Consider the following 15300-nt stretch of genomic DNA (forward strand, 5'->3'; position numbering starts at 1 on the left):
TCAGTTCCGCCGGGCTGCACGCCGGCTGCGGTAAGTGTCGAGCACCACGGCGATGACGATCACCGCCCCGGTGATGATGCGTTTGGTCGGCTCACTGGCGCCAATCTGAGCCAGCCCGGCGGCCAGTACGGAGATGATCAATACGCCAAAGAAGGTGCTGATGACCGAGCCACGCCCACCCATCAGGCTGGTACCGCCGATCACCACGGCGGCGATCACCTGCAGCTCCAGGCCGGAGCCGGCATTGGGGTCGGCCGCCTCCAGGCGCGATATCTGGAACAGCGCAGCCAAGCCTGCGAGCAGCCCCATCAGGGCAAATACCAGCACTTTGTACGGGCGCGGGTCGATACCTGCCAGGCGCACGGCCTCTTCGTTGGTACCAATGCCGATCAGGTAGCGGCCGAACACCGTGCGGGTCAGCACCAGATGGGCCAGTACGATCACCAGCAAGGCAATGATGAACGCTGGCGAAATACCAAAGGCAACCGGGTTGGAAAACCACGCATAGGCATCGCCGATATAGGCGGTGCGCGAGTCGGTGAACTGGTAGGCCAGGCCGCGGGCCATTTCCAGCACGCCAAGCGAGACGATGAACGACGGAATACGCCAGGCCACCGTAACGCCGCCGGTAATGCTGCCGGCCAGTGCGGCCACGGCCATGCCCAGCAGCGCCGACGGCAGCGCGTCCCAGCCCCAGCCGAGGATGGCCACACTCACGGCAGAAGCCGCCAGGGCCAGCACCGAGCCCACCGACAGGTCGATGCCGCCGATGATCAGGACAAAGGTCATGCCCACCGCCAGCACCATCAGGTCGGGGATCTGGTTGGCCAAGGTACTGAAGGTGTTGTAGGACCAGAAGTGGCTGCTGAGGAACGAGAACAACACAATCATCGCCAGCAAGGCGCCAGCCAGGCCCAGGTAGGTGCCCAGGCCAAAGTAGGTGCCACTGCGGCGCACAGGGGCGGCGCGTTGGCTATCGAGCGGGGTGGTTTTCATGCGTCCATCCTGGGGGCTGCATCGTGCAGCAGTGCGTCACGTTTCTGATAACCGGCAAAGGCTGCGGCCAGCAGCTGGTCCTGGCTCCAATGATCACGCTCGAAGGTGTCGATCAGGCGACCGGCCGACAGCACGGCGATGCGGTCGCAGATCAGCATCAGCTCGCGCAGGTCGCTGGACACCACCACCAGCGCCTTGCCCTGGCGCGCCAGTTCGGCCAGCAGGCCATAGATGTCGAACTTGGCACCCACGTCGATGCCTCGGGTGGGCTCGTCGAACAGCAGCACTTGGCAGTCGCGCTCCAGCCAGCGGCCAATCACCACCTTCTGCTGGTTGCCGCCAGACAGCTCGCCCACAACCTGGTGGGCGCCGGCACTGCGAATGCGCATGGCCTGGATCTGGCGCTCGGCCAAGGCCTGCTCTGCCTGGCCGTCAAGCACGCCAGCGCGTGACACCGCGCCCAGGTTGCCCAAGGCGATGTTGGCGCTGATCGACTGCGTCAGCAGCAGGCCCTCGCCTTTGCGGTCTTCGGTAATCAGCGCGATACCCGCCTTTACGGCCGCCTTGGGCGAGTCGATGGTGACGGTTTGTAGGGGTTGGCCGAGCGCGATGCTGCCACTGTCGGCACGGTCGGCGCCGTAGATCAGCCGCAACAGCTCGGTACGGCCGGCACCAATCAGGCCGGAAATGCCGAAGATCTCCCCTGCCCTGACCTCAAACGACACCTCGCGCACCTTGTCAGCACGGCTGAGCTTGTCGACCTTGAGCAACGGCGCGCCGATCTGCCGGCGGCCCAGGTCGATATGTTCGCCCAGCTCGCGGCCGACCATCAGGTTGACCAGTTCGGCACTGCTGTAGCGCTGGATTGGCTCGTCGCACACCAGCTTGCCGTCGCGCAGCACGACGATGCGCTGTGCAACACGCTGCAGTTCTTCCAGGCGGTGGGAAATGTAGACGATGGCCACGCCACGCTGGCGCAGGCGCTCGATCTGGGTGAACAGCAGCTCCACCTCGCGCGCGGTGAGCATCGCGGTGGGCTCATCGAAGATCAGCACATGGCAGTCGCCGATCAGGTTGCGGGCAATCTCGACCATCTGCTGATGGCCAATGCCCAGTTCGCCCACCGGGGTATCCGGGTCGATGGCATCGAGCCCGACCTGCGCCATGGCGGCGGTGGCCAGCTGGCGCAGGCGCTTGTGGCTGATCCAGCCGAAACGGCTGGGCAGGTTGTCGAGAAACAGGTTTTCCGCCACGGTCAGCGTCGGCAGCAGGTTCAGCTCCTGCATCACCATGCGCACCCCAAGGCGCTCGGCCTCGCTGCGGCTGCCGGGCGCGTAGGCTTGGCCGCGGTAGGTCATGTGCCCGGTGGTGGGCACCTCCAGGCCGCTGATGAGCTTGGACAACGTACTCTTGCCCGCGCCGTTCTCGCCGGTCAGGGCCAGCACTTCGCCGGCCCGCAGGTTCAGGCTGACCTCGCCGAGCACGGGCTGGGCGTAGGTCTTGCCCAGGCCGCTGGCGGCGAGCACCACTTCGTTGGCCGATGCAGGCATGGCCGTTTCTCCTGGCAGCGTCAGGGCTTCTTGGTGATGAGTTCGACCGGGGTCTGGATGACGTTGTCGGCATCCACATCAGGTTTCTCGCCCTTGACCATTTTCAGCGCAGCCTGGATGCCGTACACCGCCTGCTGGCTGGCGGCCTGATCGAGGGTGGCAAGCACGCGACCATCGGCAAGCATCGGCTTGATGGCGTTGATGTTGTCATAGCCCACCACTTGCACCTGGCCGGTCTTGCCGGCGGCGCGCACGGCAGATACGGCGCCCAGCGCCATGCTGTCGTTGCCGGCCAGCAAGGCTTTCAGCTCGGGGTATTCGTTGAGCATGGCGGCGGCGACGGCGTTGCCTTTGTCGATTTCCCAATTGCCGCTTTGTACCGAGACGATTTTCATCTGCGCGGCATCCATGGCGTCCTTGAAGCCGGCGGTGCGCTGCTGGGCGTTGGTGGTGGTCGGCACCCCTTCGATGATGCCCACCTGGTCGCCGGCCTTGAGCTTCTCGTTGGCCAGGTAGTCACCGACCAGGCGCGCGCCTTTGCGGTTGTCAGGGCCAACGAACGGCACGCTGATGTTTTTGCTCTTCAGCAGATCAGGGTCCAGGCGGTTGTCGATGTTGATCACCACCACGCCCTGGTCCATGGCCTTCTTCACCACCGACACCAGCGCCTTGGAATCAGCCGGGGCAATCACCAGCGCCTTGGCGCCGGCATTGATCATCTGCTCGACGATGCGAATCTGTTCGCCAGTGTCGGTCTCGTTCTTGATGCCGTTGGCGACCAGGTTGAATTCGTTGGCGTGGGTTTTCTGGTAGTCCTTGGCGCCGTCTTCCATGGTGCGGAAGAATTCGTTGGCCAGTGACTTCATCACCAGGGCGACCTTGGGCTTGTCTTCTGCGTGGGCGGCAGACAATGGCAGGGCGAGGGAAAGGGAGGAAACGACAGCGAGGGCCAGCAGACGACCGGGGAACGGCAGTTTCATGGACGATGACTCCGAATCTTGTGTTTTTTATCGGATCGCAAACGTTTGCGTTGACTAACTATGGAAACAGGACTGCTGTTTGTCAAATCCGTTTGGCTGTCGGAGGCCAAGCACTGCTGTGGCCGATTATGCAGATTTTTCCGGAAAACCGAACACCTTTTCCTATGCTTGTTCGGAATTGCGAATGGAACACTGCCCCTTGTAGGAGCGGCCTTGTGCCGTGAAGGGTCGCAAAGCGGCCCGGGCGATGCGTGCTGTAACGCCGAAATCCGGGGCCGCTGCGCGCCCCTTTCGCGACACTAGGCCGCTCCCACAAAAAGCCGTCCACGCAAGCTGGTATGAAACATGCCTGTAGCCCTGCGCGACTCAATAACTATCTCACTAGGAAGAGAGAGAACAATAACGATGAATGCCGCACTTAAAACCTTCGCCCCCAGCGCACTCGCCCTGCTGCTGATCCTGCCAACCACCGCCTCTGCCAAAGAAGCCGAAAACCAGCAGAAGCTGGCCAACGTGGTCATCCTCGCCACTGGCGGTACCATTGCCGGCGCCGGTGCCAGCGCGGCCAACAGCGCCACCTACCAGGCTGCCAAGCTGGGCATCGACAAGCTGATTGCCGGCGTGCCGGAACTGGCCGACATAGCCAACGTACGCGGCGAGCAAGTGATGCAGATCGCCTCTGAAAGCATCACCAACGAGGACTTGCTCAAGCTCGGCAAGCGGGTTGCCGAACTGGCCGAGAGCAAGGACGTCGACGGCATCGTCATTACCCACGGCACCGACACCCTCGAAGAAACCGCCTACTTCCTCAACCTGGTGGAAAAGACCGACAAGCCAATCGTGGTGGTCGGCTCGATGCGCCCGGGCACCGCCATGTCTGCCGACGGCATGCTCAACCTGTACAACGCCGTGGCCGTGGCCGGCGACAAGCAGTCGCGCGGCAAGGGCGTACTGGTGACCATGAACGACGAGATCCAGTCGGGCCGTGACGTGAGCAAGTCGGTCAACATCAAGACCGAAGCCTTCAAAAGCGCCTGGGGCCCGATGGGCATGGTGGTGGAAGGCAAATCCTACTGGTTCCGCCTGCCGGCCAAGCGCCACACGGTCAATTCCGAGTTCGACATCAAGCAGATCAGCAGCCTGCCACAGGTGGACATTGCCTATGGCTATGGCAACGTGACCGACACCGCCTACAAGGCACTGGCGCAGAACGGTGCCAAGGCGCTGATCCACGCCGGTACCGGTAACGGTTCGGTGTCGTCGCGGGTGGTGCCGGCGTTGCAGGAACTGCGCAAGAACGGCGTGCAGATCATCCGCTCGTCGCACGTCAACCAGGGTGGTTTCGTGCTGCGCAACGCCGAACAGCCGGATGACAAGAACGACTGGGTCGTGGCCCACGACCTGAACCCGCAGAAGGCGCGGATTCTGGCGATGGTCGCCATGACCAAGACCCAGGACAGCAAAGAGCTGCAGCGAATTTTCTGGGAGTACTGAGTACCTCGCAGCCATCCCCTGTAGGAGCGGCCTTGCGCCGCGAATGGGCTGCGTAGCGGCCCCAGGATTTGAGCTTCGCCGCAGAAATCGCCGGGGCTGCTGCGCAGCCCTTTCGCGGCACAAGGCCGCTCCTGCAAGACCAGAAGAACGTTATGGCGCGATGCGCTTCAGGTCATTCAACAACCCCATCAGCTGCTGTAGCTTCTCCTCACCAAACTGCGCCTGAATCTTCTGGTAGTTGGCCTCCATGCCTTCCTTCATCGAGGCAAAGCACGCCTCCCCGCCTTCGGTCAGGCTGACGAACACCCGTCGCTGGTCCTGCACGGCCTTCTGCCGCCGCACCAGCCCGTCTCGCTCCAGGCGCCCCAGTACCCCGGTCATGCTCGGCTTGAGGATGCAGGCCAGCTCCGCCAACTGGTAATTCTCCAGCTCGCCGTGCTGCTTGAGGATGCGGATTACCCGCCATTGCTGCTCGGTCAGGTCGTGCTGGTTCAACAGCGGCCTGAAAAATGCCATCGCGGCTTCTCGGGCCTGCAACAGGCTTAGCGTGAGCGAAGGTTGCGTCTTGGTCATGGTCAAACCTGTGGCTTTTTCTCAATTCACGAATTTAAGGGCATGCACGATGGAAAGTGCAATCTGTTCCACGGAAAACCCATTCAAGCCCGGCGCGCGGGCTGCGACCATCCGCTGTAAACAACAACAGCACCCGGGTGAGCCGCCATGGCCATTTCACTGCAATTCTGCCTGCCGCTGGCGGTACTCCCCGGGTGTGAGCTTGGCGTAGCGGTTGAAGAAGCGGCTGAAATAGGCCGGGTCCTTGAAGCCGAGCTGGTAACAGATTTCGTTGGCCGTGCTGCCGGAAAACAACAGCAAACGCTTGGCCTCCTGCATCAGCCGTTCCAGCACCAGGCGCTTGGATGGCAAGTCGGCGATGCGCCGGCACACATCGTTCAGCCGTGCCTCGGTCACGCCAATCTGCTGCGCGTAGCGGGCCAGCGGCCAATGCTCAAGGTAATGCGCTTCGATCAGGGCATTGAAACGGTGGAAGATCTTCAGGTCTTCATGCCGCGCCGGGGTCGATTCCAGCGAGTTGGGGCACAGCCGCAGCAGGCTGATCATGATCAGGCGGGTCAGCGACTGCAACGCCGCCTCGCGACCCGGTTGCTGCGTGGCAAACTCGTCACTCAACGCGTCCAGCCAGCCTTGCAGGCGCTGCGCCTCGGCCTTGTATTCAGCCGGCAGGTTGCCCAGCGCCACACAGGCTGGCTGCACCTGCACGCCCGCCGGCAGCAGGCTGGCATCGGCTTCGATCAATTGCCACACCAGTTGCTGGCGCACCGTCAGCACATGCCCGTCGCTGTCAGCTTCGGTGACGAACGCGTGCGCCACCGTGGGTGGCGTGAGGAAGAACATCGGCCCGGCCTCGATGTACTGCTGGTCATCCAGATACACCCGGACTGTGCCCGACTTCACGTAATGCACCTGGAAAAACCGGTCATGCCGGTGCACCGGCATGTTGCGCCCGAAAAAGCCCGCCAGGTTGCCCAGCCGGTCGTAATGCACCTCGCTGTCGCTGTAGCGCTGGTCGTAGACCTGGCCAATATTGATGTTCGGTATCGGATGCCGGTCGCTCATGGCTGCTTGCTCGCAAATCGCTTGACCCTGTTGACGATGGCCCATGGTGCCTTGCCTTGCCTTGCCGGCAGGCGCCACTGGCCACCCCTTGACCATCGTTAACATATTAACTATAACATTAACACATTAACGAAATCCGCAGGACGGCCACCGCCCTGCACTGCCAGGAGAAGAGCATGAGCCATGCCCTGCATGACGTTGCCAGCGGCACCCTGTTCGGCGTCGCGCTGAACTACCAGGGTTTGCTGCAGCAGCACCAAGCGGCGTTCGTGGAAGCACCGTACAAGCAACTGCCGGTCAAGCCGGTGTTGTTCGTCAAGACCCCGAACACCCGCAACCAGCATGAAGGCCAGGTGGTATTCCCGGCCGGCGTGCAGCGCGTGCAACCCGGCCCGGCGCTGGGAGTGGTGATTGGCAAGGACGCCAGCCGCGTCAGCGTGGCCGATGCCTTGGAGCATGTGGCGGGCTACACCATCGTCAACGAAGTGAGCCTGCCCGAAGACAGCTACTACCGCCCGGCAGTCAAGGCCAAGTGCCGTGATGGTTTTTGCCCGGTCGGCCCTGAACTGGTACCCGCCAGCCAAGTGGCCAACCCCGATGCCCTGGGCCTGCGCCTGTATGTGAACGGCGAACTGCGCCAGCACAACAACACCGCCAACTGCGTACGCACGGTGGCGCAGCTGATTGCCGAAATCAGCGAGTTCATGACCCTGCACGCCGGCGACATCCTGATCACCGGAACCCCCGAGGGCCGCGTCGATGTACAGCCAGGTGACCGCGTCGACATCGAGATCGACGGCCTGGGCAAGCTGACCAACCACATCGTCGCCGAGTGAGGAATTACCTGTGAAACACGCCCGTATCCAGTTCGACGGCCAGGCCCACGATGTCACGGTCGAAGACGATCACCTGCGCCTTGCCGACGGCCGCCTGGTCCATCAGGACCAGGTCACCTGGCTGCCACCCGCCACCGGCAGCATGTTCGCCCTGGGCCTGAACTACGCCGACCACGCCAAGGAGCTGGCCTTCGCGCCGCCCACCGAACCACTGGCCTTCATCAAGTCGCCGGGCACCTACACCGGCCACAACCAGGTCACCTGGCGCCCGGACAATGTCGAATACATGCACTACGAGTGCGAGCTGGTGGCGGTGATCGGCAAAGCGGCGAAAAACGTCAAGCGCGAGGACGCCCTGGCCTACGTTGCCGGCTACACCGTGTGTAACGACTACGCCATCCGCGACTACCTGGAAAACTACTACCGCCCCAACCTGCGGGTGAAAAACCGCGACGCCACCACCCCGGTCGGCCCATGGATCGTCGATGCGGCCGATGTGCCGGACGTCAGCAACCTGAAGCTGCGCACCTGGATCAACGGTGAGCTGAAGCAGGAAGGCACCACGGCGGACATGATCTTCGACATCCCGCACCTCATCGAATATTTCTCCAGCTTCATGACCCTGCAACCGGGCGACATGATCGCCACCGGTACGCCAGAAGGCCTGGCCGATGTGGTGCCGGGCGATGAAGTGGTGGTGGAAGTGGAAGGCGTCGGTCGCCTGGTCAACCGTATCGTCAGCGAAGCTGACTTCTTCAAGAACAACAAGGCATGAGCAGCATGATCAAGCACTGGATCAACGGCCGTGAGGTCGAGAGCAAAGACACCCTCATCAACTACAACCCGGCCACCGGCGACGCCATCTGTGAAGTCGCCAGCGGTGGCGCCGAGGAAGTGGCCCAGGCGGTGGCTGCGGCCAAGGAAGCCTTCCCCAAGTGGGCCAACACCCCGGCCAAGGAACGTGCCCGGCTGATGCGCAAGCTGGGTGAGCTGATCGAGCAGAACGTGCCGAAACTGGCCGAGCTGGAAACCCTCGACACCGGCCTGCCGATCCACCAGACCAAGAACGTGCTGATCCCGCGTGCCTCGCACAACTTCGACTTCTTCGCCGAAGTGTGCACGCGCATGGATGGCCACACCTACCCGGTCGACGACCAGATGCTCAACTACACCCTGTACCAGCCGGTGGGTGTGTGCGGCCTGGTAAGCCCATGGAACGTGCCGTTCATGACCGCCACCTGGAAGACCGCGCCATGCCTGGCGCTGGGCAACACCGCCGTGCTGAAGATGAGCGAACTGTCGCCGCTGACCGCCAACGAACTGGGCCGCCTGGCGGTTGAAGCTGGCATCCCCAACGGCGTGCTGAACGTGATCCAGGGTTACGGCGCTACTGCCGGCGATGCACTGGTCCGCCACCCCGATGTGCGCGCCATTTCCTTCACCGGCGGTACCGCCACCGGCAAGAAGATCATGCAGACGGCCGGCCTTAAAAAGTACTCGATGGAACTGGGCGGCAAGTCGCCGGTGCTGATCTTCGAGGACGCCGACCTGGAACGTGCGCTGGACGCCGCGCTGTTCACCATCTTCTCGCTGAACGGCGAACGCTGCACCGCCGGCAGCCGCATCTTCATCCAGGAAAGCGTGTACCCGCAGTTTGTCGCCGAGTTTGCGGCGCGCGCCAAGCGCCTGATCGTAGGTGACCCGACCGACCCGAAAACCCAGGTCGGTTCGATGATCACCCAGCAGCACTATGACAAGGTCACCGGGTACATCCGCATTGGCATCGAAGAAGGTGCACGCCTGGTCGCCGGGGGCCTGGAGCGCCCGGCCAACCTGCCTGCGCACCTGGCCAAAGGGCAGTTCATCCAGCCCACCGTGTTCGCCGACGTGAACAACAAGATGCGCATTGCCCAGGAAGAAATCTTCGGCCCGGTGGTGTGCCTGATCCCGTTCAAGGACGAAGCCGAGGCGCTGCAACTGGCCAACGACACCGAGTACGGCCTGGCCTCGTACATCTGGACCCAGGACATCGGCAAAGCCCATCGCCTGGCCCGCGGCATCGAGGCCGGTATGGTGTTCATCAACAGCCAGAACGTACGCGACCTGCGCCAGCCGTTCGGCGGCGTGAAAGGTTCGGGTACCGGGCGTGAAGGTGGGCAGTACAGCTTCGAGGTCTTTGCAGAGATCAAGAACGTGTGTATTTCCATGGGTAACCACCACATTCCTCGCTGGGGCATTTAACCCTCTGTGCGGTTTACACCGTCCCTGTAGGAGCGGCCTTGTGCCGCGATGGGGCGCGCAGCGGCCCCTGGATTTCAGCCTCGCCGCAGATATCGCCGGGGCCGCTGTGCGCCCCATCGCGGCACAAGGCCGCTCCTACAAGGGACCGGGTCAGCCCCAAAACAACAACAGCGTCTTATCGGAGACCCCCATGGGCAAACTCGCTCTCACTGCCAAGATTACCCATGTACCGTCCATGTACATGTCCGAACTGCCAGGCCCGCGCCAGGGCTTTCGCCAGGCGGCCATCGACGGGCATCACGAAATCAGCCGCCGTTGCCGTGAGCTGGGCGTGGACACCATCGTCGTGTTCGACACGCACTGGCTGGTCAACGCCAACTACCACGTGCTGTGCGGGCCGCATTTCGAGGGCGTGTACACCAGCAACGAGCTGCCGCACTTCATCAGCAACATGCCCTACGCATTCCCCGGTAACCCCGAGCTGGGCAAGCTGCTGGCCGAAGAGTGCAACCGCTTCAACGTCGAAACCATGGCCCACCACGCCACAACCCTCGCCCCGGAATACGGCACCCTGGTGCCCATGCGCTACATGAACCAGGACCAGCACTTCAAGGTGGTCTCGGTCTCGGCACTGTGCACCTCGCACTACCTGGCCGACAGTGCCCGCCTGGGCTGGGCCATGCGCAAGGCAGTAGAAGACCACTACGACGGCACCGTGGCGTTCCTGGCCAGCGGCTCGCTGTCGCACCGCTTCGCGCAGAACGGCCAGGCGCCGGACTTTGCCACCAAGGTGTGGAGCCCGTTCCTCGAAACCCTCGACCACCGTGTGGTGCAAATGTGGCAGGACGGCGAGTGGGAAGCGTTCTGCGGGATGCTGCCGGAGTACGCCGCCAAAGGCCACGGTGAAGGCTTCATGCACGACACGGCAATGCTGCTGGGTGCGCTGGGCTGGTCCGATTACGACGGCAAGGCCGAAGTGGTCACGCCCTACTTCGGCTCTTCCGGCACCGGCCAGATCAACGCGATCTTCCCGGTCACCCCGCAGGACGGTGGTGCCATCCCCGCTGCCCAGGCCGCCAACCCGGCCGCCGTGGTGCCCACCAGCCGCCTGTAACCCACCCGTTCGCGGCTGGTCGCCCTGGCGGGTGGCCAGCCGCCCCTCACCGAGGAGGCCCCCATGCCACACCTGGTTCTGCTTTACACCCCCGACCTGGAAACCGACGCCGACATCCCCGGCCTGTGCCGCGCCCTGGCCGACACCATGCTCGAACAGCGCGATGCCGAAGGCAAAGCCGTGTTCCCCACTGGCGGTACCCGCGTGCTGGCCTACCCCGCCGCCCATTGCGCGGTGGCCGATGGCAAAGGCGAATACGGCTTCTTGTACGCCAACCTGCGCATGGCTAGCGGCCGTAGCGCCGAGGTGCACAAAACAGTGGGCGACAGCTTGCTGGCAGTGTTGAAAGCGCGCCTGGACCCACTGCTGCAACAGCGCCCGATCGGCATCACCGTGCAGATCGACCACAGCACCGCCCAGGTCTACGACGCCAAGCACAGCACCTTGCACCCACTGTTCAACCGCTAGCGCGCCGGCTCAAACCACGCCCTCCCCGACTCATTACAGAACAAGTACAAAAACATGAGCACACTCGAACAAGCCTCGCCGCGCGAGGCAAACGCTGAACGGGCCGACAGTACCCATCGGGCAGTCACCTGGCGGCTGATGCCGCTGCTGCTGGTGTGCTACCTGTTCGCCCACCTGGACCGCATCAACATCGGCTTCGCCAAGATGCAGATGAGCCAGGACCTGCACTTGTCCGACACGGTCTATGGCCTGGGTGCCGGGCTGTTCTTCATTGCCTATGCGCTGTTCGGCGTCCCCAGCAACCTGATGCTCGACCGCGTTGGCCCACGCCGCTGGATCGCCTGCCTGATGGTGGTGTGGGGGCTGTTGTCGACCAGCATGCTGCTGATCGAAAGCAGCAGCGCGTTCTACCTGTTGCGCTTTGCCCTGGGCGCGGCCGAGGCCGGGTTCTTCCCGGGCATTCTGGTTTACCTCAACCGCTGGTACCCGGCCGGGCGCCGCGCCCAGGTCACCGCGCTGTTCGCCATTGCCGTGCCGTTGGCGGGAGTGGTCGGCGGGCCAGTGTCCGGGGCCATCCTGGCCTTCATGCACGACACGGGCGGGCTGCGTGGCTGGCAGTGGATGTTCCTGCTCGAAGGGGCGCCGGTGGTGTTGCTGGGCCTGGTGGTACTGGCCGTTTTGCCGGAGCACTTCGAGCGGGTGAGCTGGCTGAATGAGCAGCAGAAAGCCACGCTGCGCGCGCAATTCGGTGAGGAAGAACAGCGCAAGTCCGTAACCTCGTTCGGCGCCATTTTCGCCAGCCGTGCGCTGTGGCTGCTGGTGGCGGTTTATTGCGCGGTGATGCTGGCGGTGAACACCCTGGCGTTCTGGATGCCCAGCCTGATTCACAGTGCCGGTGTGGCCAGCGACGCCAGTGTCGGCCTGCTCAGCGCTGTGCCGTACGTGGCCGGCTGCGTGTTCATGCTGGCGTGCGGGCGCTCCAGCGACCGCCAACGCGAACGCCGCTGGCACCTGTGCGTACCGCTGCTGATGGCTGCCATCGGCATCGCCATTGCGGCCATTGCCCCCGAGCAGGCGCTGCCGGTAATGGCCGGCCTGGTGCTGGCCGGCATGGGCGCCAGCGCTGCGCTGCCGATGTTCTGGCAACTGCCGCCGGCGTTCCTCAACGCACGTACCCAGGCCGCCGGCATTGCCCTGATCAGCTCGCTGGGCAGCATCGCCTCGTTCTTCACGCCCTACTTCATCGGCTGGGTGCGCGACACCACCCATAGCGCCAGCCTGGCCCTGTACGTACTCGCCGTCTTCATCGCCCTGGGCGGCCTGCTGGTGCTGCGCACCCAGGCTGCCATCGTCAACCCTTGAATCAAGAGACCGCCCCCATGCTAGACAACGCTTTCATCCAGCACGCCGCCGACCGCCTCGACCAGGCCGAACGCTCCCGCGAGCAAGTGCGCCAGTTCTCGCTGGAGCAACCGGCAATCACCATCGAAGACGCCTACGCCATTCAGCGCGCCTGGGTGGCAAAAAAGATCGCCGCCGGGCGCAAGCTGGTGGGCCACAAGATCGGCCTGACCTCGCGCGCCATGCAGGTGTCGTCGAACATCACCGAGCCCGACTACGGCGCCTTGCTCGACGACATGCTGTTCGACGAAGGCAGCGACATCCCCTTCGAGCGCTTCATCGTGCCGCGGGTTGAAGTGGAGTTGGCGTTCATCCTCGGCAAGCCGCTGAAGGGCCCGAACATCACCGTGTTTGATGTGCTGGACGCCACCGAGTGGGTGATCCCGGCGCTGGAAATCATTGACGCGCGCATCCAGCAGGTGGACCCGCAAACCCAGGCCACCCGCAAGGTGTTCGACACCATCTCCGACAACGCCGCCAATGCCGGCGTGGTGATGGGCGGGCGGGCCGTGCGCCCCACCGAAATCGACCTGCGCAAGGTGCCGGCGGTGCTCTACCGCAATGGCGTGATCGAGGAATCCGGGGTCAGCGCCGCCGTGCTCAACCACCCGGCCAAAGGCGTTGCCTGGCTGGCCAACAAACTGGCGCCGTACGACGTCACCTTGCAGCCCGGCCAGATCATCCTTGGGGGTTCGTTCACCCGCCCGGTCGCCGCTCGCCCAGGTGACACCTTCCACGTCGACTACGACATGCTCGGCTCCATCGCCTGCCGCTTCGTTTAAGGACCTGCCCATGGACATGCCCATCAACCACTTCAAGCAACGCCTGCACAGCGGTGAACCGCAAATCGGCCTGTGGCTCGGCCTGGCCGATGCCTACTGCGCCGAGTTGGCGGCCAATGCCGGTTTCGACTGGCTGCTGATCGACGGCGAGCACGCGCCCAACGACCTGCGCGGCATGCTCGCCCAGTTGCAGGCGGTGGCACCCTACCCCAGCCAGGCGGTGATCCGCCCGGTGATCGGCGATACCGCGCTGATCAAGCAGGTGCTGGATATCGGCGCACAAACCTTGCTGGTGCCGATGGTGGAAACTGCCGAACAGGCGCGGCAACTGGTCAAGGCCATGCATTACCCGCCCAAGGGCATTCGCGGGGTGGGCAGCGCGCTGGCGCGGGCTTCGCGCTGGAATACCCTCCCCGGTTACCTGGACCACGCCGATGAGCAAATGTGCCTGCTGGTGCAGATCGAGAACAAGGAAGGCCTGGCCAACCTGGACGAGATCGTTGCGGTGGAAGGTGTGGATGGCGTGTTCATCGGGCCTGCGGACCTGAGTGCGGCCATGGGGCATCGCGGCAACCCCGGGCACCCGGAGGTGCAGGCGGCGATTGAAGACGCGATCGTGCGCATTGGCAAGGCGGGCAAAGCCGCCGGCATTCTCAGCGCGGACGAGAAACTGGCGCGGCGCTACATCGAGTTGGGTGCGGCGTTTGTGGCGGTGGGTGTGGATACCACGGTGCTGATGCGCGGGCTGCGCGAGCTGGCGGGGAAGTTCAAGGATACAGTGGTAGTCCCCAGTACCGGGGGTGGTGTCTACTGAGGCTTCTGGTTGGATGGCACCGGCTTTGCCGGTGCCATCCAAAGCAATGTTCAGATGTTGATAAGGGCCTTGAGCACGGTCTTGAAAGTCTCCAGCTGCTGTTCACTGAACTGCCCGAACACCTTGTCCTGCTGTTGCCGGGCAATGGTCCACAACGCCTCGGTCTCGTCCACGCCCTTCACCGATAGTCGCACTCGCCCTTCGTCATCGGCAATCAGCCCTTTGCGCTTGAGGTTGGCAACCGCTTCCTCGATCTCCCGAGCCGGCATCGCCACTTCGCGTTGCAGCTCGTTCAGGCTCAGGCCCGCATCGTTCTCCAGCACCATCAGCATGCGTGCCTCGCTGGTGCGCAGGCCGGTACACAGCTGGCGTGGCTGGTAGTCAGCCTGGTAGGCACGCAGCGCCTGGGTCATCAGGTAGTACAGGTTGTGCTGTAGGCGGCCCTGGAAGTGGCTGCTCGGTGCCTGCCCCTCTGCGCCTTGGGTCATGCGGGTATGCGGCAGCACCATTGAATAGGCGCCCTGGTGGTACAGCAGCGGCGAGCGGCCAAAGTCATCAAAGGCCACTACCTTGCCCACCAGGATCCAGTGATCGCCACCGTCCAGCTGCTGGTACTTTTCACACTCAAAGCGTGCCGCGCAATCGGCGAACAACGGCGCGCCGCCAGTGCCGGTCTCGTAGTCGATACCGGCAAAGCGATCTTCCTTCGGGCGGGCAAAGTTGTTGGACAGCTCGATCTGGTCCGCAGCCAGAATGTTCACGGCAAAGTGCGAGGCCTCTTCGAACACTTCATGGCTGGTGGAGCGCTTGTCGATGCTCCACAGGATCAGCGCCGGGTCCAGCGACACCGAGTTGAAGCTATTGGCGGTAACGCCGACCTTGCGCCCACTGGGACCGGCGGCAGTCACCACGGTCACGCCGGTGGCGAAGTTGCCCAGGGCGCGGCGGAAGGCACGTGAATCGAAGGTTTCGTTGGACATGCAAGACTC

At 63.6% G+C, this 15300-nt stretch carries 15 protein-coding genes; 9 read left to right on the plus strand and 6 right to left on the minus strand.

The features are described from left to right. The 3 genes from MRBLPB4O_RS17575 to MRBLPB4O_RS17585 are packed head-to-tail and all read right to left on the minus strand — an operon-like array spanning nt 1 to nt 3526. A complete protein-coding gene (locus MRBLPB4O_RS17575; RefSeq protein ID WP_341796086.1) occupies nt 1-996 on the minus strand; it encodes an ABC transporter permease in 996 nt (331 codons plus the stop codon). Beyond that, complete coding sequence (locus tag MRBLPB4O_RS17580; protein ID WP_341796087.1) at nt 993-2546, minus strand: sugar ABC transporter ATP-binding protein; 1554 nt, start codon at nt 2544-2546, stop codon at nt 993-995. The genes MRBLPB4O_RS17575 and MRBLPB4O_RS17580 overlap by 4 nt, the downstream gene beginning before the upstream one ends. 20 nt (nt 2547-2566) lie before the next feature. Then, nucleotides 2567-3526, minus strand: a complete 960-nt coding sequence (locus MRBLPB4O_RS17585) for a sugar ABC transporter substrate-binding protein (protein ID WP_341796088.1) — start codon at nt 3524-3526, stop codon at nt 2567-2569. A 405-nt stretch (nt 3527-3931) separates the two neighbouring features. Between MRBLPB4O_RS17585 and MRBLPB4O_RS17590 the strand changes: the two genes are divergently transcribed. Further along, nucleotides 3932-5020 carry an asparaginase gene (locus MRBLPB4O_RS17590; protein ID WP_016499003.1) on the plus strand — a complete coding sequence of 363 codons (1089 nt, stop codon included), beginning with the start codon at nt 3932-3934 and terminating at the stop codon, nt 5018-5020. 150 nt (nt 5021-5170) lie between these two features. Here the strand turns inward: MRBLPB4O_RS17590 and hpaR are convergent, their stop codons facing one another. Then, complete coding sequence (hpaR, locus tag MRBLPB4O_RS17595) at nt 5171-5593, minus strand: homoprotocatechuate degradation operon regulator HpaR (protein ID WP_341796089.1); 423 nt, start codon at nt 5591-5593, stop codon at nt 5171-5173. Nucleotides 5594-5749: 156 nt separating this feature from the next. Further along, the gene (gene hpaA / locus MRBLPB4O_RS17600) at nt 5750-6655 is read right to left on the minus strand and encodes a 4-hydroxyphenylacetate catabolism regulatory protein HpaA (RefSeq protein WP_197899401.1); all 906 of its coding nucleotides are present in this window, start codon (nt 6653-6655) and stop codon (nt 5750-5752) included. A gap of 176 nt (nt 6656-6831) precedes the next feature. Between hpaA and MRBLPB4O_RS17605 the strand changes: the two genes are divergently transcribed. From MRBLPB4O_RS17605 to hpaI, 8 genes are all read left to right on the plus strand, one after another. Further along, entirely contained in the window at nt 6832-7491 is a 660-nt protein-coding gene (locus MRBLPB4O_RS17605; RefSeq protein WP_084967395.1) for a fumarylacetoacetate hydrolase family protein, read from the plus strand. Nucleotides 7492-7501: 10 nt separating this feature from the next. Beyond that, complete coding sequence (locus tag MRBLPB4O_RS17610) at nt 7502-8266, plus strand: fumarylacetoacetate hydrolase family protein (protein WP_341796090.1); 765 nt, start codon at nt 7502-7504, stop codon at nt 8264-8266. 5 nt (nt 8267-8271) lie between these two features. Beyond that, nucleotides 8272-9732 carry a 5-carboxymethyl-2-hydroxymuconate semialdehyde dehydrogenase gene (gene hpaE / locus MRBLPB4O_RS17615; RefSeq protein WP_341798905.1) on the plus strand — a complete coding sequence of 487 codons (1461 nt, stop codon included), beginning with the start codon at nt 8272-8274 and terminating at the stop codon, nt 9730-9732. 190 nt (nt 9733-9922) lie between these two features. Then, complete coding sequence (gene hpaD, locus MRBLPB4O_RS17620; RefSeq protein ID WP_016498997.1) at nt 9923-10846, plus strand: 3,4-dihydroxyphenylacetate 2,3-dioxygenase; 924 nt, start codon at nt 9923-9925, stop codon at nt 10844-10846. 63 nt (nt 10847-10909) lie between these two features. Next, entirely contained in the window at nt 10910-11314 is a 405-nt protein-coding gene (locus tag MRBLPB4O_RS17625) for a 5-carboxymethyl-2-hydroxymuconate isomerase (RefSeq protein ID WP_341796091.1), read from the plus strand. Between the two features lie 54 nt (nt 11315-11368). Continuing rightward, nucleotides 11369-12676: an MFS transporter gene (locus MRBLPB4O_RS17630; protein WP_341796092.1), complete on the plus strand. Its 1308-nt coding sequence runs from the start codon at nt 11369-11371 to the stop codon at nt 12674-12676. A 17-nt stretch (nt 12677-12693) separates the two neighbouring features. Next, nucleotides 12694-13497 (plus strand): 2-oxo-hept-4-ene-1,7-dioate hydratase, encoded by an 804-nt coding sequence (gene hpaH / locus MRBLPB4O_RS17635; RefSeq protein WP_049274708.1) that lies wholly within the window; start codon nt 12694-12696, stop codon nt 13495-13497. A gap of 10 nt (nt 13498-13507) precedes the next feature. Then, nucleotides 13508-14311 carry a 4-hydroxy-2-oxoheptanedioate aldolase gene (gene hpaI, locus MRBLPB4O_RS17640; protein ID WP_341796093.1) on the plus strand — a complete coding sequence of 268 codons (804 nt, stop codon included), beginning with the start codon at nt 13508-13510 and terminating at the stop codon, nt 14309-14311. A 50-nt stretch (nt 14312-14361) separates the two neighbouring features. On the opposite strand, the gene MRBLPB4O_RS17645 is transcribed toward hpaI, so the two are convergent. Beyond that, nucleotides 14362-15291, minus strand: a complete 930-nt coding sequence (locus MRBLPB4O_RS17645; protein ID WP_341796094.1) for a flavin reductase — start codon at nt 15289-15291, stop codon at nt 14362-14364. Nucleotides 15292-15300 lie beyond the last annotated feature (9 nt).

It is taken from the genome of Pseudomonas sp. LPB4.O, from assembly GCF_038383825.1.
Lineage (GTDB): Bacteria > Pseudomonadota > Gammaproteobacteria > Pseudomonadales > Pseudomonadaceae > Aquipseudomonas > Aquipseudomonas putida.